The sequence below is a fragment of the Paenibacillus sp. FSL F4-0125 genome (assembly GCF_038008565.1).
In the GTDB taxonomy this organism is placed as follows: Bacteria; Bacillota; Bacilli; order Paenibacillales; family Paenibacillaceae; genus Paenibacillus_AQ.
In genome coordinates this window covers 589,594-607,226 of sequence record NZ_JBBOZJ010000001.1, presented here as the reverse complement: position 1 = coordinate 607,226, position 17,633 = coordinate 589,594, and the positions used below count along the sequence as shown (strand labels likewise).

The 17,633-nt window shown below is 44.3% G+C and carries 18 protein-coding genes; 3 read left to right on the top strand and 15 right to left on the bottom strand.

The window, feature by feature from the left end:
- Nucleotides 1–2: 2 nt before the first annotated feature.
- A complete protein-coding gene (locus tag NST74_RS02755) occupies nucleotides 3–1,157 on the bottom strand; it encodes a Ger(x)C family spore germination protein (RefSeq protein ID WP_341110299.1) in 1,155 nt (384 codons plus the stop codon).
- The gene (locus tag NST74_RS02750) at nucleotides 1,154–2,704 is read right to left on the bottom strand and encodes a spore germination protein (RefSeq protein ID WP_341110298.1); all 1,551 of its coding nucleotides are present in this window, start codon (nucleotides 2,702–2,704) and stop codon (nucleotides 1,154–1,156) included. Before NST74_RS02750 ends, NST74_RS02755 begins: the two co-directional genes overlap by 4 nt.
- A 223-nt stretch (nucleotides 2,705–2,927) precedes the next feature.
- On the opposite strand from NST74_RS02750, the gene NST74_RS02745 reads away from it, so the two are divergent.
- Nucleotides 2,928–3,245 carry an MGMT family protein gene (locus NST74_RS02745; RefSeq protein WP_341110297.1) on the top strand — a complete coding sequence of 106 codons (318 nt, stop codon included), beginning with the start codon at nucleotides 2,928–2,930 and terminating at the stop codon, nucleotides 3,243–3,245.
- Here NST74_RS02745 and NST74_RS02740 read toward each other — a convergent pair.
- The 8 genes from NST74_RS02740 to NST74_RS02705 form a co-directional block, all read right to left on the bottom strand.
- Complete coding sequence (locus tag NST74_RS02740) at nucleotides 3,242–3,943, bottom strand: DUF1361 domain-containing protein (protein WP_341110296.1); 702 nt, start codon at nucleotides 3,941–3,943, stop codon at nucleotides 3,242–3,244. The two genes, NST74_RS02745 and NST74_RS02740, sit on opposite strands and share 4 nt — an antisense overlap.
- A gap of 231 nt (nucleotides 3,944–4,174) precedes the next feature.
- Nucleotides 4,175–5,953, bottom strand: coding sequence for a SulP family inorganic anion transporter (locus tag NST74_RS02735; RefSeq protein ID WP_341110295.1), 1,779 nt, complete (start codon nucleotides 5,951–5,953; stop codon nucleotides 4,175–4,177).
- A 99-nt stretch (nucleotides 5,954–6,052) separates the two neighbouring features.
- Complete coding sequence (locus NST74_RS02730; protein WP_042123860.1) at nucleotides 6,053–6,379, bottom strand: ArsR/SmtB family transcription factor; 327 nt, start codon at nucleotides 6,377–6,379, stop codon at nucleotides 6,053–6,055.
- A gap of 73 nt (nucleotides 6,380–6,452) precedes the next feature.
- A complete protein-coding gene (locus NST74_RS02725; RefSeq protein ID WP_042123859.1) occupies nucleotides 6,453–6,830 on the bottom strand; it encodes a hypothetical protein in 378 nt (125 codons plus the stop codon).
- A gap of 61 nt (nucleotides 6,831–6,891) precedes the next feature.
- A complete protein-coding gene (locus NST74_RS02720; protein WP_341110294.1) occupies nucleotides 6,892–8,460 on the bottom strand; it encodes a phospholipase D-like domain-containing protein in 1,569 nt (522 codons plus the stop codon).
- Between the two features lie 174 nt (nucleotides 8,461–8,634).
- Complete coding sequence (locus NST74_RS02715; protein ID WP_042123857.1) at nucleotides 8,635–8,928, bottom strand: putative quinol monooxygenase; 294 nt, start codon at nucleotides 8,926–8,928, stop codon at nucleotides 8,635–8,637.
- A 27-nt stretch (nucleotides 8,929–8,955) separates the two neighbouring features.
- Nucleotides 8,956–9,597, bottom strand: a complete 642-nt coding sequence (locus tag NST74_RS02710; RefSeq protein ID WP_042123855.1) for a nitroreductase family protein — start codon at nucleotides 9,595–9,597, stop codon at nucleotides 8,956–8,958.
- Between the two features lie 36 nt (nucleotides 9,598–9,633).
- The gene (locus NST74_RS02705; RefSeq protein ID WP_042123853.1) at nucleotides 9,634–10,062 is read right to left on the bottom strand and encodes a MarR family winged helix-turn-helix transcriptional regulator; all 429 of its coding nucleotides are present in this window, start codon (nucleotides 10,060–10,062) and stop codon (nucleotides 9,634–9,636) included.
- Between the two features lie 163 nt (nucleotides 10,063–10,225).
- Here NST74_RS02705 and NST74_RS02700 point away from each other — a divergent pair, with 163 nt between their 5' ends.
- Nucleotides 10,226–11,005: a carbon-nitrogen family hydrolase gene (locus tag NST74_RS02700; protein ID WP_341110293.1), complete on the top strand. Its 780-nt coding sequence runs from the start codon at nucleotides 10,226–10,228 to the stop codon at nucleotides 11,003–11,005.
- A gap of 68 nt (nucleotides 11,006–11,073) precedes the next feature.
- On the opposite strand, the gene NST74_RS02695 is transcribed toward NST74_RS02700, so the two are convergent.
- A complete protein-coding gene (locus NST74_RS02695) occupies nucleotides 11,074–12,003 on the bottom strand; it encodes a lipoate--protein ligase family protein (RefSeq protein ID WP_341110292.1) in 930 nt (309 codons plus the stop codon).
- A gap of 177 nt (nucleotides 12,004–12,180) precedes the next feature.
- Between NST74_RS02695 and NST74_RS02690 the strand changes: the two genes are divergently transcribed.
- Nucleotides 12,181–13,065, top strand: coding sequence for a CHAD domain-containing protein (locus NST74_RS02690; RefSeq protein ID WP_339289021.1), 885 nt, complete (start codon nucleotides 12,181–12,183; stop codon nucleotides 13,063–13,065).
- Between the two features lie 22 nt (nucleotides 13,066–13,087).
- Here the strand turns inward: NST74_RS02690 and NST74_RS02685 are convergent, their stop codons facing one another.
- From NST74_RS02685 to NST74_RS02670, 4 genes are all read right to left on the bottom strand, one after another.
- Nucleotides 13,088–14,296, bottom strand: a complete 1,209-nt coding sequence (locus NST74_RS02685; protein ID WP_341110291.1) for a Ger(x)C family spore germination protein — start codon at nucleotides 14,294–14,296, stop codon at nucleotides 13,088–13,090.
- Entirely contained in the window at nucleotides 14,293–15,384 is a 1,092-nt protein-coding gene (locus NST74_RS02680; protein WP_341110290.1) for a GerAB/ArcD/ProY family transporter, read from the bottom strand. Before NST74_RS02680 ends, NST74_RS02685 begins: the two co-directional genes overlap by 4 nt.
- 27 nt (nucleotides 15,385–15,411) lie before the next feature.
- Entirely contained in the window at nucleotides 15,412–17,154 is a 1,743-nt protein-coding gene (locus tag NST74_RS02675) for a spore germination protein (RefSeq protein WP_341110289.1), read from the bottom strand.
- A gap of 116 nt (nucleotides 17,155–17,270) precedes the next feature.
- Nucleotides 17,271–17,597, bottom strand: a complete 327-nt coding sequence (locus NST74_RS02670) for a thioredoxin family protein (RefSeq protein ID WP_341110288.1) — start codon at nucleotides 17,595–17,597, stop codon at nucleotides 17,271–17,273.
- Nucleotides 17,598–17,633: the final 36 nt, after the last annotated feature.

The window sequence follows — 17,633 nt, the reverse complement described above, 5'->3', positions numbered from 1 at the left end:
ACCTACTCTTGATGGATCTGGATAGATCTTGAGTTTTGAGCACTGCTCTCAATAATTATTGTTGAATTTACAACCACATCTAGATCAGAGAATTCCCGTTCCCAATCTTTATCTAGCTCGGACCAGGTCTTAGGCATATTCTCATGGATTTTCTCCCCAAATCCAAAAATATCGGTATGATAATCCGACTGTACCCTCTTAATTACAGAGCGCATATTCTCCTCTAATTCCTTTGCAGCACGCTTTTCTATAACGTTCTTACTATTTAGACTCGTAAATCCTTCAGTAGTCATCACCTCGTCAAGCCCGGTATGTGTGATCGTTTGAATCTGTAATTGGAGCTTACCGTTGACCCAAACAGGCTTTATCTTTGTTTCATTAGAGAAAATCTCAAGTGTAAAGTCGGGGGTTCCCTCTTCATTATTCACGGTTAACACCCCTCCCTTAATATCATCTTTAACAAACAACATGTACTTGGTCTCATCACCGCTTAGCTTGCCAATCATTTTGTCCATTTTGAAAATAGCTGTTCCACTTACACGTGGATTCTTCTGGCCGTTTTTTTCATGAATATATACCAGAGGAGCTATAGCACAATCCCCGGGTGTCTCCAGCTTTTCGATAAAGTCCCAAATCTCCACAACCGGAGCCGTACTGACGTTTTTTTCAATCACCATCTGCTGCGCAAGACCATAAGACATAATAGTCTCTGTTGAGCTGTTTAAATTGATTACTTCCTGAGCCGTCTTCCCTTTGGACACAAACACGTAAACATCCGACCGAGTTTCTGTATCTCTGTTATACCAATCTATCACTTTTACAGCCCCTTCCTTTGCTACCTCCTCGCTGAGAATGATCGCCTTGGAATGGCTCCAAAATAGTTTCTTTCCCGTTATTGAAATCATACTTCGTACAATATCAAACATCGTTTTACCTGAAAGACTAACCATCTTATAACCCGCTTGACTAGATTTCATCCCCTCTTTCGTATCCACGATTTCGACTGTTGCTAACAGCTTCCCGTCTGAATCTTTATCGATACCAATGCCTGCTACAACTGCCCTATCTTCAATCTCGGCGTAATCCCAACAGCCTAAGACACTGATCAGAAATAATAGCGATATACAAGCTAGCAATCCTCTTTTCATTTTCCTCATGACCGATTCCTTGCTTTATTTGTCGCCTTTCTCTTTCGATTACGTGCCCCAATCATCACCGGACGTAGATACATATGCCACCACGGCGCCCTTATAGCTGTATCCTTAATGTCTTGCGGATGAATAGAGCCTATTCCAAGCATGTACTGGACCCCAAAGGAACGTAAACTCATCAAATGAATCACTAGTCCGATCACACCCAGAAAATACCCGTACAATCCCAGGAAAAAGGTTGCGAACAGCAAAAGTGACCTTACCACGATTAGAGGTCCTGTCAATCTAGGGTTAAGCAAAGCCATAATTCCCGTTAGACCTACCACAATAATCATAGGAGCGCTAACGATTCTCGCTTCCACAGCCGCCTGACCCAGTACAAGCGCACCTACGATGCTAATCGCCTGACCAATGTAGGTCGGTATTCGTTCTCCTGCCTCTCGCAGAATTTCAAATATCGTTAGCATGAACAAGACCTCCACCACAGTCGGAAAAGGAACGGCTACTCTCGACGTTGAAATACTGAGCAACAACATAGTAGGCAGCATTTCCTGACTATAGGTAACCAACGCTACGTACAAAGCAGGAATACTAATAGACAAAAAGGCCCCAAGTACCCTTATCATTCGGTTAAACGAACCAAAGTAATAGTTAATATAATAATCAGCACTAGCCTGAAAATTCTCCACAAACAAATAGGGTACTGTCATTGCATAAGGACTGCCTTCCATTAATAAGGCAACTCTACCTTCCATCATTTTGCTTACTACAGAATCAGGACGTTCTGTGCTTCCCGTCACTTCAAAGGGTGAAAAGGGTTCATCTCGAATAAGCTCCGAAAGAATAGACGTATCCAATACAACATCTATGTCCACCTGCTGAATTCGGTTCTGCAGCTCTTTCACAACATCCGGTGAGGCCAAACCTTCAATATAACAAATACATGTTTCTGTTTTGGAGCGAACCCCGACCTGGCTATAAATCAACTTTAAGTCCGGACTTTGCACCCTTCGGCGAATGAGAGTCAAGTTTACAAGCAGCGACTCTGTAAAACCTTCTCTTGGACCCTTGACGCTTTTTTCCGTCAAAGGCTCCGCGATAGCCTTCGTTTCCCACCCCTGTGCACTAATGTTTAGCGCACCCGCAAAGCCATCCATCAGAAATAGTGTTTTTCCAGCTACGACCCCGCTAACCATCTCATCCAAACTCGTAGAGCAGACTACATCGCTAATGTTAATAACCATCGTCCGGATTTTTTCCATCAGTTCAGCTGTATTCCCGCTATCCATTGCCGTAAAATCAAATTTCATTAGGGGCTTAATCACTCCGTACTGGATCATTTCCCTGTCAACCATTCCGTCAACATAAACTAACCCGAAGCGAAGAGCTTCACTGCCCTCATTATTTATCACTCTGATTCTAAGGGTTCCATCGTCCTTGAATATTTGCCGAAACAGGTCCATCATTTCATCCAGTGACGTACTTAGAGTCTGCCCAGACTTCTTATTTTGTTGAGAATCTTTGCGGTTATTCTCTGTCGTCTGTTTCTCCACAGTAGCCACTCCTGTCACAATAGGTTTCCTAGAAATTATCCCCCGTCTCACTAAATACTATCCGCCAAAATTATACTGAAAAGGGATCAACTCCTACGCGAGGGAAAGTTAACTTCATCCTTTGAAAATAAAAAAAGCCGCTTTAGCAGCGACATTGTTGATGGTTTATGATTATAGTGCTCATCTGGTATAATTTGATGAAAATAAGAAATAGGAGCTCCCTATGACACCATTTACGGAACAAGTGATACGTATTATACAATCCATACCTGAAGGTAAGGTGATGACTTACGGAGGAATAGCACGTGCGGCAGGAAGCCCAAGAGGCGCGAGACAGGTCGTTCGGATCCTTCATTCCATGAGTAGAAAATACAAGCTTCCCTGGCATCGGGTCATCAACGCCAAAGGAATGATCTCCTTGACTGAAGATGAATCCAGCTCCCTCCAGAAGCTTTATTTGCAGGAGGAAGGGATTATTTTTAATGAAAAAGGAGTGGTAGATCTGAAACAATACCAATTTGATCCGGAATTTATAGATTAACCACGAATGCGCTTAGCGCCCCCTCCTCTTTCACTGGTTCCAAGACCATTCAGCAAACAGTACATCGTAGCGTAGATAACCAGTAATACAAATGCAATGAACAAGCTGAAAAATACCGATTGTCGATTCAAACTGTCCATAACCAGTTGGTACAACTGATGCCGGTCCGTCAGTACGTCCCAGCTATTCAGCCTGTAGACTCGGCCAAGCAGAACTCCATATCCCCCAAGCACACATGCCGCGAGTACGAATATCCAAGAGAACAGCAGGCTGCTGCTGCGATAAACAACCGTCTGGAACTGGTATAAAGAGAAGAACCCGGTTAGCCAACCGCTCCAAGTGAACAATAAGAGAGTTACCAAGTCATACCAATACCGATTCTGAATGGTGCCATCCACGATATATCTGCTTTTTCTTATCGTCAGATGCACCAGATCCGTCATGAGATAAGGCGCGTTCGGAAAGAACAGCAGCCAAGCGACGCCTAGCGGTATAAGCAGCAAGCCACCTATCTTCCTTTTATCCAGTTCATAAGCAGCCATAGAGAATAGGAATGGAATCCAAGCCAGGAACAAATTCCAGATTAAAAATGCATAAAACGAATCCGTCTGTAGTGACACTACACGATATACGGCCAATGTCGCCACAGACAGACCTGCCAAGAGCATAAACACCTTCGGATAATTCAATTCCTTCATGAGCTTATATTCTCCTTATCGAGATAGTTTACATTTAACTTATACCCAATTGTACAAATTTGGCATTCTCAAGTCCAATCTTAAGTATAAACGCCTTTGTCGTCCTTATTTGGACGATAAGCGTTTAAGCGAGAAATATAAGGATAATATACGATGTGAAACTTAAATTCTTATATTTGAACAGAAAAAACCGGACGCAGAAACGCCCGGGCTGGCTCTTGTCTATTTAACTCAGAGACCACCATTTAGTTCAGTTGCAATTACAGGTTTCTTACGCCCCTTTAGACCGCGCAGGTTTCCCGCATCTTCCATACACGAGAACGCTGTACACTCCCTAAAAGCGGCATGGCTACATCCAATACACTTATTGTAATCGATACTGCTAAGTGCATCATTAATCGCTTCCCCAGTGTGCTGGTGAAACTGCGCCTCACCTATAGTGTCATACAGTCCAGTTCTCTTGAGCAACTCAAGCGGCTGCGGCTGTATGCCGGAGATCATTAGTTTCCCTCCAACAGCTTGTAAATGCCGCACCAGTTCTGCCAAATTGGATTCTCCTGTGGTATCCATGAATGGTACTTTCCCCATACGCATTAATATAATTCTGGGTTGATCTGAGCCATAACTTGGCATAGTATCATCGAATCGATAGGCTGCGCCAAAAAATAGCGGACCCTCCACCGTGTAAATACCAATTTGCGGACAATCATGACTCTCCGTGACCATATGTGCTTCTACCTTAACGGAATTCGGATCAGGCAGTACTTTGGCCACCAAATGAACCTCTCCCATTCGTTTCACAAACAGAATGACTGCAAGAATTAATCCCACCTCTACAGCCAACGTTAAATCTGCAAATATTGTTAACAAGAAAGTGATGAATAATACCAAGGAATCGCCGGTCTTGATCTTAAGCAAATGAAGGAACTCTTTGCGCTCACTCATATTCCAAGCTACTACCATTAAGATAGGCGCCATCGCAGCTAAAGGAATACTCGAAGCATAGGGTGCGAACAACAGGAGAATTAGAAACACTACCACACCGTGAACGATCCCAGAGATCGGAGAAACAGCGCCACTCTTGATGTTCGTCGCTGTTCTAGCAATTGCTCCTGTTGCCGGTATACCTCCGAACAATGGAGCAGCAATATTCGCGATCCCCTGACCGATTAGCTCACGGTTGCTATTATGGCGGCTGCCTGTCATTCCATCCGCTACAACAGCGGATAACAATGACTCTATAGCGCCTAACATTGCAATGATAAATGCCGGACGAATTAGCAGGGTAATCCGTTCCCAAGTAATGTCCGGAAATCGAAAGCTCGGTAAGGTATTCGGAATGTCCCCGTAAGCAGAGCCAATCGTAGTCACTTTGCCGCTAAAGAATAACGCAGCAATCACAGTCGCGCACAGAAGACCTACCAATGATCCAGGCACCTTCGGAGCGAATCGAATTGCTAGGATGACCACGGCAAGACAAATCACAGCGGTCAGAATACTATACCCATTCACCGTCGATAGATGAAGCCCTATTTCTTTCATGTTATCTACAAAGCGCTCATGCCGTTCTATACCCCTTAATCCAAGGAAATTAGCAATCTGTCCGGTAAAGATAATGACCGCTATTCCCGCTGTGAAACCAATCGTTACTGGCCTCGGAATAAACTTAATCAGTACTCCCAGCTTTAATAATCCCATGAGGACTAATATAACCCCTGCCATCATCCCAGCGATAAGCAGGTTCTCATAGCCATACTCCATCGCAATGGCAAATAAGATAGGGATGAAAGCACCTGTCGGGCCGCCAATTTGAAATTTTGATCCTCCGAACAATGAAATACATATGCCGGCAACGATCGTCGTGTAAATGCCATACTCCGGTTTAACACCGGAAGCAATAGCAAATGCCATCCCCAAAGGAATGGCAATAACACCGACGATTGTCCCCGAAATCAAATCCTTGCGAAAAGCATTCATGTTGTAGCCTTTATACCGGCCCCACCCTGTCATGATCAAACCTTCTTTTCTTTAAATATCTGATTATTTGAATATAGGAAAAACATTACTCTAGGACGCGACTGTTGTCAACGCCAAAATAATGTTATTCATTTATTCTCCGCGCATACCCTCAAGCAATGAAATGGTATTCACCAGATGGTTATCAAATATTTGTTTAGCTACGACCAGAAGATCTTTAATCAGTGGATCACGTAGCGAATAGATCACTGTGGTGCCTTCTTTTACACTGGCTACTACATTCTTGGCGCGTAAAACAGCTAACTGCTGAGATACAGCAGAGCCTTCTGATCCTAGAATCGCTTGCAGCTCATTCACATTCTTCTCACCTTCGCTGAGCAGTTCCAGGATACGAATACGCATCGGATGAGCCAGCGCCTTGAAGAATTCGGTCTTAAATTGCTGAATTTCGGTGTTCATAGACTTCTACTCCTCATAACTTACTTCTAAATCTAGTGTTATCTTTGTATGTTATCTTAGTCCCTGATAAGCGTCAAATACTCAAGGGATAGATGCGCACATCACGGACCTGCACTTCTACAAAGACACCAAGTGCCATAGGCTCACCGAGACACTCGAACATTACTAGACTTTCACCTAATCGCAAAAATCCAGTTCCGTCCTCTTCAATATTCTCCAGCACACCGGTAAAAACAACTTTATCTCCCTCTAATCTGATGTCGAATTCAGTAGCAGGTACAGGTAGAATATCCACCCATCTCATGAGCAGCTCCGAAAGCTCGAATTCCACATCCGTTTCCGTATCTGGTCCCATAGGAGCACCGCACCAGATCCCCCTACCCTCACCAAACTCTGTGCGAAAGAATACCTCATCCTTTTTCAAGCCACTCTTTGTAATTTTGATTTTCATAGCTTTTATTCCACCTTGATCATTTATAACGATCATTATACATGACAACGAACCGATATTATCAAGTGTAATTCTGAGTAACCTTGTTCAGATAAGTACTAGGATGCAGCCAAGGATGCTTAAAGAACTCACTTTTCTTTGTAATCTTTCGTGAAACGCCTAGATCATAATCAATCATAGACTTTATCCGCTCTGCGAAAGCCTCTCCTTTCACCAGCATTCCCAGCTCGAAATCATGGCAGGCGCTTCTCTCATTGATGTTATAGGAGCCATGAAATACAGCCTGTGATCTATGGTCATAGGTTATTTTCCAATGTGAAAACCGACCTGTGAAGCTGTAATCATAAAAGGAAACCCCATTGATAAACGGCTTATACATATTGCCTCGTACCGCCGCACAATTGGTAGGATGATCATTAACCTTCAGCGGATTGCAAATGCTCAGATGACTGGAACAGTCTGGCCCCAGCTCCCCTAGCCGATCCCAAAACTCTTGATCAATCAAATAAGGATTTACAATTACCGTCTCCTCAGTCGCATAGGTAATTAAATCTAAGTAATATTGCTGAATGAAGTTAACTGGGTTGCCCGGAAAACTTGCAAACAGCGTACATTCTTCCTCTCCAAAATGATAATTCACATCCGGATGGTAGAAGGCATCCTCTACGTCAAAATGATCGCCGCCCAATAGCAGCCAACGGGAATGAAACATAACATTCAGAGTCTGCGCCGCCGCGCCACAAATCCGGAAGCATCCATCATGCCACTCCTCTTTTTTACTAGGAATCCCCTGTAGATGTCCTTCTATACTGATCGAGGAAGATGCCTGAACAGGCGTCACGTACGTGTATTGATCGCCAATATTCAGGCTGCCAATAATAGAGGTTACCCCATCAATGACCATAAACTTCCGATGATCAATGACATTCAGCCCAGTGATTTCAACGTCCTCTTGTACTTTATCCTGTAAGAACAGGATACTTTCCGGTACGCCTTGTTGCTTCAGCGCCTTCCGCTTCACACGCCATTCTACGGCTGTATAATAAGAATTGAAGGTATCCAGCAGCTTAGCTCCTGCATTCTCGAGCCTTTCAGAAATCTTGGAAAATTGACCAAACGCCAGATTATTCTCATACCCTAAAGCTGTCAGCGTGTAATTGACCATGATCCGTACCTTCACCCCCCGTTTAAGGGCGTGATATAATTCATCTGCAACCAGATTGCCTGAACGGTCATTAAAGAAGAGCATCACGGACAGGTGAATATAATGCTGTGCCTTCTTTATTTCTTCTAGTATCATCCCTAGGCACTCGGGTCCATTCACGTAAGGATCTACTTGGTTATTCCATGTGGTTTGCGGGGCCAGAGCTTTTAACTTGTCTGAATCTAATCTGCCTAATACTTCAGTAAGTTGCCCCAGCAATCTTGGGCTAAAGCCAGGAACCTGAAATAGCTGCTGACCCTCCGTAATGACTCCGCCAATGGACTGTCGGTATGCTCTAGCCGCCTCCAGATCGATCCCCATTAGTCTGCGCTCCGCCTCTTCTCCTGCTTCGCCCATAATGCAAACAAGTGAACCGCCTGATAAATAATAGTTCACCATATCGATCATATTTTTCTGTATTTCCATATGTAAGATCCCCTATCTTTATTGTGAGTGCGCATGTATCAAGGTAAGGATAGATACCCTTGAACTCCTCCTTATAAACGGGGAACATAAAAAAACAGAGATGCCCCGCAGCCAATGTGGCTTTGGAACATCCCTGTTTAAGATCAACCAGGATTCACTAAGAATCGAGATAACTTATTTCACTTGCTCTGCGCTAAATACCTTAACGTCGAGCGGCGCAGCCAAGAATTCAGCTGCTTTAGCTGAGAACGCGGTAAAATGTGGGCTTGTATTGTGGCTGGATACGGCTTCAGCGTCGCGCCATGTCTCCACCATAATAAATGAATTTGCTTCTCCCGCATTTTCATAAAGTTCATAAGAGAGATTTCCCTCTTCAGCATGAGTAGCAGTGAGCAGTGTTTTGGACTCCGCCAAGAACTGTTCGCGACGTTCCGGATTTACTTTAAGCACAGCATGAATAATGATCATTGTATTTTCCTCCTAAGGTATACCCTATTATTTCCACTCAGCAATCTTATCGATAGGCAAACGGACCGATGCATAACCTGCATCAACAGCCTTACCAATGGAAAGTAACATTACAGGAACATAACGATCTTTTTCCATGCCAAACGCTTCTGCGATTTGATCTTTCTCGTAACCACCAATTGGGTTAGTATCGTAACCATGTGCACGGGCAACCAGCATCAACTGCATCGCAACAAGAGCACCGTCGATGAGCACAGTGTCTTTGTTAACTTCACGTGGCAAGGTAGCAAAGTGAGCGGACAATCTAGTCAATTGGTTTTCTTTTACTTCAGCAGGCATTAGACCACGTTCAACAGCTGTACCATAAATCTCCTCAGCATAATCGAAATTGTTCAAATCACCGAAGATGGCAATCATAGCTGCAGAGGTTTCAACTTGTACGCCATTAAAGCGAGCAAGAGGAGCTAAAGTAGCTTTAGCTTCGTCACTTTCAATGACAAGAAACCGCCAAGGCTGCATATTTACTGAAGAAGGTGCAAGGGTTGCTTCCGTAAGAATTTGTGTCATCTCTTCTTTGCTGATCTTAACGGATGGATCATATTTGCGGATAGAGCGGCGACCCGTAATAATTTCTTTAAAATCATTGGTTTGTGTTTGTGTAGCGTTCATATGTGTATATCTCCTTTGAGTTTGTATTTGGTGTAGTTACAACAAATTGATATTAGATTGCAGACGATTAAGCATATCTATTAGCACTGTTCGCTCCTGATCGTTAAATCCAGTAAGCAGAGTAGCGACAAATCGTCTCTTCTCTTCGCTATATTGAATCATTCTTTCCCGCCCTTGATCCGTTAATGAGACCAATGTAACCCTGTTATCTGCTGGGTTGTTGCGGCGAGTGATCGTACCGCTCTCTTCCATCCCTTTCAAGTGCCGAGTAACGGCGGCCGCATCTATATCCATGCCCTTTTGCAGAGTAATTTGGCTGACTTCATCTACCTGGAACAGTTCATGCAGGAGGCGAAGCCGTGTGGGACTGATCCCAGCACATCGTTCGAATTTCGGACAGATTCCCTTGTTTAATGCCTGCAGCAGTTCAAATATGCGGTCTTCCTCAGGAAAGTGCTCCGTCAAAATATACCTCCTTTATAAATTTAATTGTATACAATTGTTTTGCATAAAATTATATTAACCGATAATCATTGACCCGTCAACTAATATATCAAATCATTTTTTAAAAATCAACATTGCTTATCCCCTTATGGTGCTATAGTCTTGAACAAAAAGGAGGAATCCTATGAGAATCTCCCTGATTCAGCTGGATATAGCATTTGGCAAACCCGATATGAATTATGCTGCTGTAGCAAATAAAATTAGTGTAGCGGCCGCAACAGCCCCCGACTGCCTTATTCTCCCTGAGCTTTGGACCACTGGCTATGATCTGACCCGACTAGAAGATATTGGCGATCCAGAAGGAGAAATTACCAAGGAATTCATCTCCAGCTTAGCCAGACAATACAACATCAATATCGTCGCTGGTTCAGTCGCTAGCAAGAACGCCTCCGGTGTAACTAATCGTATGTTTGTATTTAATCGAGCTGGGGAACTCGTTGGCGAATACAGTAAGCTACATTTGTTTCAGCTAATGGATGAACATCTATATTTGCAGCCTGGAGAAGACAAAGGCCTCTTCACATTGGAGGGTACGTTATGTGCCGGATTAATCTGTTATGATATCCGATTTCCAGAATGGGTTCGTGCTCATACCGCACAAGGCGCAGAAATCTTGTTTGTCAGTGCAGAATGGCCATTATCCAGGCTATCACATTGGCGTGCACTACTGATCAGCCGAGCGATCGAGAACCAATGTTATGTAGTAGCCTGCAACCGTACTGGAAGCGATCCTAACAATACCTTTGCTGGGCATTCTATGATAATCGATCCTTGGGGAGATATTTTAGGTGAGGCTTCTGAAGGGGAAGAAATCCTAACGGGGGATATCGCATTACATAAGGTGCGTGAAATCCGATCACAAATCCCGATTTTTGCAGACAGACGTCCGGATTTATATGAATAAAGGACGTAACAGAAGCCGGGCTCTCGCCAGATTCTGTTACGTCCTTCTTTACGATGCTCAATATCCATTTATCCTTGGGCATAACGTTCACGCAGGACTCGCGCAGCATCCAGAACACGCGGATCCTCATAGTCCAAGAAATATCCTGTCTCCTGCTGCAGCCTGTCAGAGGATTTAAGCAACACTCCACGGGCAGCTAATGCTTGTCTAATACCTTCGGCAAATACTTCAGTCGCATTCGGTCCACCTAGTTCGCCAAGCCCAGCGATCGTCTCTGGACGAACCCGTGGATAAGATAATGCCGAGTCTCCTCCAGAGGCTTGCTCATAGAATTTATGAATGAGTTCACCGCGTTCCTGTCCCGAACCCGAAACCACTACAAATGCATGTACGAAATATGCATTATTTTGTCTGCGCTGAGCAATGCCGCAAAATTTCCGCCCATTAATCGCCAAATCGAAGTCCCCCGGGCAATAAGATCCAACAATCTCACCAGCCTTTATTTGAGCCGCAGCCTGTGGATGACTCATAGCAACTGCCTCAGTGATCAGAGAAGCCAGAAGCCTAAAATCATCATGAAAATCCAGCTTTCCGCGTCCTTTGGGTAACACTAACGAAACATTAACAATTCCATCATCCAGAGGCACCGCAGCACCACCGGAATGTCTTACCGCTGTACGAATCCCTTGCTGCTCTAACTTAGCCATCGCTTGGGCAGCGTACGGAAGCTTGCTGTCCCGCAGTCCAAGCGCAACACCTCCAGAATGGCTCCATAGGTGCAGGCTAGGAGGAACGAGAGCCGCTCCAACATCCCTGCAAAGGGTCTCTTCAAAGGCGAACGGGATCAACAGCTCTCCGGCCCCCGCTTCTTCTACCTTTTTACTATTATCCTTTAAGATCAAATGCTGGAAGAGTCCCATTTCTGCAGGAAGTCCGATGGCTTCCTTACTTCTATTAATAGATCCATTGATCATTGCATCATACTCACGAGTATCCACCGATTCCCCTCTTTCCCGTATTATCCGTGATATTGTAACCGATCTGCCCCGCTAGTGCGAAATCTGAATTGAAATGAGGTTATGATAACGCTATCCTTATAGTATACGACATGCCCCGGCTCGAATAGGGGGTTGCCTTAGGTTCATGCTATACACAACGTTAAGGAGTGATGCCGCATGACAGTGGAAGTGATGAAGGAACGACAGTTAACCAAGACAAGACAATGGGAACAGGCACTTAACCTGCTGTATATTGATTTTTGGGACTACTGCCATGATGCACTTAGCAAATTCGATGACGAGGACATTCACCGGGCAAGAGTGAACTGCCGCAAGCTGTTGACATTGCTATCCATTCTTGATCCGGGGCATACGTTAGGTCTGTATCCCTTTTTTGAAAAAGCCCAAAAGAGATTAGGCAAGGTCAGAGATGCAGACGTTCTCATTGAATCGTTCAAAATTAAACGCATACAGGCTAAAGAAAACGGCGATACAAAGACCACAGAGTTGTTGAAGGCAGTAATCGAGCACCAAAAGGACAAGCGTAAAGCTTATCGTAAAAAGCTGGCGGATGAACTGCCTAAGCTGATCAATGAAGATCTGGATGAGAAGTGGAAAGCCTTCCTAAGTGAACAGCTTGAGGCCCTGGTAGCGAAAAAAGATGCCAACGTTGTCATGCGCGAACTTGAGGTAGCTTACGAGCAGAGGAAAAAAGCTTGCAAGGCTATATTTCGTGGACCAGATGCTGAATCAGAAGCAGCCTTCGACTCATTGCACGAGCTGAGGATGGCCGCTAAGGAATTGCGATATACCGCTAGTGCAGCCTCTTTTGCGTTAAATCAGAAGTTCCATGCCCATGAGGAAATCTATAAGCAGATCCAAGATCAGCTCGGGCTGATTAACGATAAACGCCTTTGGCTGGAGACACTAAATGCTATTGGGCGAGAAGAGCTGAATGTCGGCAAAAAAACATGGAATACCTTTACTGAACAATTAAAAACCGAAGTACTCGATGCGTTACACCAAAATGATATCGTGCCTGTCACACTTCAGACGAAGTAGCTCTGAATCGTTTACAATCTCTCTATTCAGCGGTTGTATCTGATGCACCGTACTCTTCAATATTCAGGTTTATTTCATAGGTAATCGGAATTTGGCTGAAGGTTTCGTCCCAGTTATCCTTGACGCTCCGCCATACGGCCGGATGCTGATTATGCAGACTGGTGCCGAAACCGGCAGCTTCGGTATGCAGGTCCTTTTGCAATTTTGTTACAGTAGTTTGCACCAATTCTAGGACACGCTTCTGCAGCAAAGCTTTATCCTTCTTTACAATTCCGTCATGTAATTTTTTCGGTTTCTCGGCAAAAACCTCGGCATATCTACCTGTAGATTTTATTTTGACATTAAAAGAAATCTGCCCGTTGTTCACATTAGCTTTGATCTTGCTATGCATGGATTTAACTTCATAGGTTATGAGATTATTGGTATCCGGATCATACGTCTTAAGCACTCCCCCTAATCCCTTTCCGGTCAGCCAGGCCATCCCCTCCAGCTCCGACTCGTCCAAAAAGCCGATAAGCTTCCCCGTTGTCCCTTTGAATACGCCTGCTCCTGCTAGCTTAGTCTCCTGATCAATAGCGATAACATTTTGTACTAAGAAGCTTTTCTTTCCTTGTAACGGACCAACTACTTTGGCCAGTGTTACCGGCTCCCATATCCCCATATTCCGGTCTCTGTTATTGAAGATTCCTTCTAGTACAAATGCAGGGGTCTGACCCGGTAGTGCATTTTCCAATACATCTTTGGCTTTTCCATTGCTGACAAATAACATGACACTTGGACGAATATCATTATCCCGTGTAAAGAAATCTATGAGTTTAGTAAGGTTATTGGAACGCGCCAGTTCCTCACTAATCACAATAACCTTAAGGTGATGACCAATCGGAGTGCGTCTAGTACGCAGTGAAAGCTGCCGCATCGCTTCAAAGATGGAATCGCTGGTTTCACTCATATTATAGTAATTCTTAAAAGAGGAGGATGAACTGCTAGAAGACTTCATAACGGCTCCACCCGACCCTTGTGGAATCGTAAATTGATAGGTACTTATTATTTTTGGATGTTTCGAATGATTCCCAATTCCTGACTTAACAGCCTCCTCATCTTCTGACGCATCCACACTATCAAGTGCAACACCAATCTCCAAGTTTAATTCCTCTATAGGTGAACTGCTCCAGCAGCCGGACAAGAGGCTACATACTAGAGAAAGTACGATCCACATCCTCCATTGTTTCATGAAACAGCCCTCCGGAAGTATGTAATGATTAATAGTGGCAACGGAAGCAATCCAAATAGAATAAGCATACAATCCCCAATACCTGTTCCAAATGTAAACAGAGCATTCACATTTGGAGGAATCCTAGAAACTACATAAACAAGCGGAAGTAACGCCAACAAACAGCTTTTAAAGTTTTTATGAATGATTTGAGACAACCCTAACGCCGCCGTATAAATCGCAATACAAAAAGTACAAAAGATCTGCATAATCCAGATCACCAACAACAAGGACTCAAACCTTTCAAAGATGAGATAGTTCACTTCAAAGCTTCGAACAAGATCGAGAAACGGCCAGGTTCTTGTGAGAACCCCATCGATAGAAAAGGCACCTATAGTCGCTACAACAGCCAGGACATAAAATATCGTCGATATGCAGGTTCCAGCTATAATTACCTTTACTGCTTTTTGGGGTTTGTCCATAAAAGCAACAACAAACAGCATCGCTTCACCAGCTGTAAAGGTTAGGATGGTTGGCCTAATCCCTTTCCACACGGGTTCCAATCCATCTCCAAGTACTGGAAGCAGATTGTTGAGGTCGAAAACTTCAAAACTTAGAAGACAAACGCCTAAAAACACTGTCCAGGTAATCGGAACAATAAGTCTGCACATGCTAGTGATCGCATTAATGCCTCCTCTGCATAAATAGAAGGCAATCCACATAAAAGTAGCCACTATCGCCCAAGGAGGTGTACCTTCCAGTAGGAAAAAAGAGGTCACTTCTTGCACAGAACGTATCTCAAAGCCGGCGATACTGAGAAAATATCCAATGACTCCTAATGAGAGGACCGTTCCGAGAGGCTTGCCGATGATCTTCCCGATATACTGAAAGAAAGTTTGGCCTGGGAACCGTTGACTAAGTTTCACGATGATCAATCCAAACAGAAAGGAGGCCACTCCTCCTAAAAAAACAGCTATCCAAACATCTGGAGCACCACTGGCTTCTACAATTGTCCGAGGAAGCGTAAGTACCCCTGCCGCAATCGTATAATTGGCTAGAATGATCGTCGCTTGAACAGCAGTAATCCGGTCCTTTACCTCGGCGCTCATGTTCTCTTCCTCCTTTACCTAGACTTTTTACCCTTTACGCAAAGGGTCCTTTGGTTTCAACAACGTAGGCCGCCCGGTTAAAAATTGCAAAGGCATACGGAATATAAAATCTTTCCAATTGACTGTTCTATTCGGGACCGCCAGACCAAGATAGGGAACACCAAAGCTCTTCAGCTTAATTAAATGACTACTAAGCAAAAGAAAAAACAGTACCACTCCGTATAATCCAAAGATTGCTGCAAAAAACATAGCTGCAAACCGGAGCATACGAAGCGTCATCCCCGCACTATACATTGGCATAGAGAAGGAAGAAACAGCCGTAATTGATACTACAATGACTAGGATTGGACTCACGATCCCAGCTTCTACCGCGGCTTGGCCAATGATCAAACCGCCGACAATCCCCATCGCCGGACCGATAGGTTTAGGCAAGCGAAGTCCTGCCTCCCGTAAGATTTCAATCGAGGTCTCCATAATCAAGGCTTCGATTAATACAGTGAAGGGAACGCCCTGCCGAGAGGCAATAATAGAAATGGCTAGCTTAGTGGGAATCAATCCCGGCTGGAACGAGAGGAAGGAAATATATAGTGCCGGGGCAAACAGTGATATCGTTGCCGCAAAAAAACGTAAAAGGCGCAGCAGCGAGCCTACCATCCAGCGATCATTATAATCCTCTGGCGATTGCAGTAACATCCCGAAGGTTACCGGCATAATCAATGCAAAGGGTGTACCGTCAAGTAGGATAGCTACCCTTCCTTCCAGGAGTGCTGCCATTACACGGTCCGGTCTTTCTGTATTCTGAATCTGCTGGAAAGGACTGTAGCTATTATCTTCGATTAATTGCTCAACATAACCAGATTCTTGAATATCATCTAAGTCTATCGTTTCAATTCTTCGTTTGACCTCTTCTACAAGTTCATCATTCGCAATATCCTTGATATAGGTTAAGATGAGTTCCTTCTGCATTCTCTTTCCTACAGTAAAAGAAATCATAGCTAGTTCTGTACTCTGCCCGTGTCTACGCAGCATTGCCGTGTTGTCGCTTAAGGTCTCGTTAAATCCACTTCGTGAGCCCCGCAGGACTGCTTCAGATTCTGGCTCCTCTATCCCTCTTGTAGCCCCCTTCGGACTACTGAGCACAAAAGCCTCTGATATGCCCTCCACAAGCAGCACGGCAGATCCAAATAACACCTTCTGAAGAGAGAGGTATGCATTATTCGTAAGCTCCACTTCCGAGATAAGCAGGGTCTCATGGATGAGAATATCTTGTAGATCCTTTGCTGCCGGTACCGAGTTCATATCCTTAAATGGCTGATACGCATTCATTAACGGCTTCAATATATTCTGATCCATTTTGTCTTTGTCTGTTAGTCCGTCTACGTACAATAGCGCTGCCCTTGTCTTTATGCTTCCGATTCGCAATTCCCTTACATTCACATCATGCATATCGGCACTGATCGCTTTAAACTTCTGCAAATCATCCTCAAAGTGGCCGCTATAAGTGATTCTCTTTCCCTTATCCTTAGTTACTACATCCGAGCTAGACTGCTCCTGGGATCGTTCTAATAGGCTTGTTTTTCCAGATGCTACTCCGTAAGGAACCCCTCCACCCTTACTGCCAGTAGCTTTTTCCGCTCTAGTGGTTTTTCTGTCTTCTTTGGCTTTAGCCCAGCTTATTGTACGAAGTAGGAAGAAAGGGACACAGAAAATCATAATCCCTTGGAAAATCACACCCCAACTCGGAATTAATTCTATTACCTCGTTCCACACCCCTAACACCTCCTTTATAGCTGTGACCGTATTTTTTACCGAAGATGGATAATTCATGCATACAAAGAAGACCCCACAATTTGGGGTCTCCCTAAGATCATCTTTATAATTATTCCCTATCCTTGAATAACCTTGTTTAATACACCTTGGTAGGCTGCTATCGGACGTAGGCCTACCAACTTTTCCATGGGCTGCCCATCTTTATATACAATGACTGTAGGCATTCCCATAACCCCGGCTTCCCCAGCCAGATCCGGCAATTCGTCACAATTCACCTTCACAATAGAAACATCGTCTCCATATTCCTGATGAAGATCTTCCAGAAGAGGCAGCAGCACCTTGCAAGGAGGACACCATGGCGCACCATAATCTACCAATACTGTTCCACCGCCGCCTATTTCTGCTCGCACCCAATCAGCACTATCTGCATTTGTAATAGCCATTTGTCATTCCTCCTCATAGTTTTCAACACCAGCAGT

What these genes read in the sequence shown, in the direction of transcription:
- NST74_RS02755 (WP_341110299.1), bottom strand. Translation starts at nt 1,157, where the DNA reads ATGAGGAAAATGAAAAGAGGATTGCTAGCTTGTATATCGCTATTATTT.
- NST74_RS02745 (WP_341110297.1), top strand. Translation starts at nt 2,928, where the DNA reads ATGACACCATTTACGGAACAAGTGATACGTATTATACAATCCATACCT.
- NST74_RS02740 (WP_341110296.1), bottom strand. Translation starts at nt 3,943, where the DNA reads ATGAAGGAATTGAATTATCCGAAGGTGTTTATGCTCTTGGCAGGTCTG.
- NST74_RS02735 (WP_341110295.1), bottom strand. Translation starts at nt 5,953, where the DNA reads ATGACAGGGTGGGGCCGGTATAAAGGCTACAACATGAATGCTTTTCGC.
- NST74_RS02730 (WP_042123860.1), bottom strand. Translation starts at nt 6,379, where the DNA reads ATGAACACCGAAATTCAGCAATTTAAGACCGAATTCTTCAAGGCGCTG.
- NST74_RS02725 (WP_042123859.1), bottom strand. Translation starts at nt 6,830, where the DNA reads ATGAAAATCAAAATTACAAAGAGTGGCTTGAAAAAGGATGAGGTATTC.
- NST74_RS02720 (WP_341110294.1), bottom strand. Translation starts at nt 8,460, where the DNA reads ATGGAAATACAGAAAAATATGATCGATATGGTGAACTATTATTTATCA.
- NST74_RS02715 (WP_042123857.1), bottom strand. Translation starts at nt 8,928, where the DNA reads ATGATCATTATTCATGCTGTGCTTAAAGTAAATCCGGAACGTCGCGAA.
- NST74_RS02710 (WP_042123855.1), bottom strand. Translation starts at nt 9,597, where the DNA reads ATGAACGCTACACAAACACAAACCAATGATTTTAAAGAAATTATTACG.
- NST74_RS02700 (WP_341110293.1), top strand. Translation starts at nt 10,226, where the DNA reads ATGAGAATCTCCCTGATTCAGCTGGATATAGCATTTGGCAAACCCGAT.
- NST74_RS02690 (WP_339289021.1), top strand. Translation starts at nt 12,181, where the DNA reads ATGACAGTGGAAGTGATGAAGGAACGACAGTTAACCAAGACAAGACAA.
- NST74_RS02685 (WP_341110291.1), bottom strand. Translation starts at nt 14,296, where the DNA reads ATGAAACAATGGAGGATGTGGATCGTACTTTCTCTAGTATGTAGCCTC.
- NST74_RS02680 (WP_341110290.1), bottom strand. Translation starts at nt 15,384, where the DNA reads ATGAGCGCCGAGGTAAAGGACCGGATTACTGCTGTTCAAGCGACGATC.
- NST74_RS02670 (WP_341110288.1), bottom strand. Translation starts at nt 17,597, where the DNA reads ATGGCTATTACAAATGCAGATAGTGCTGATTGGGTGCGAGCAGAAATA.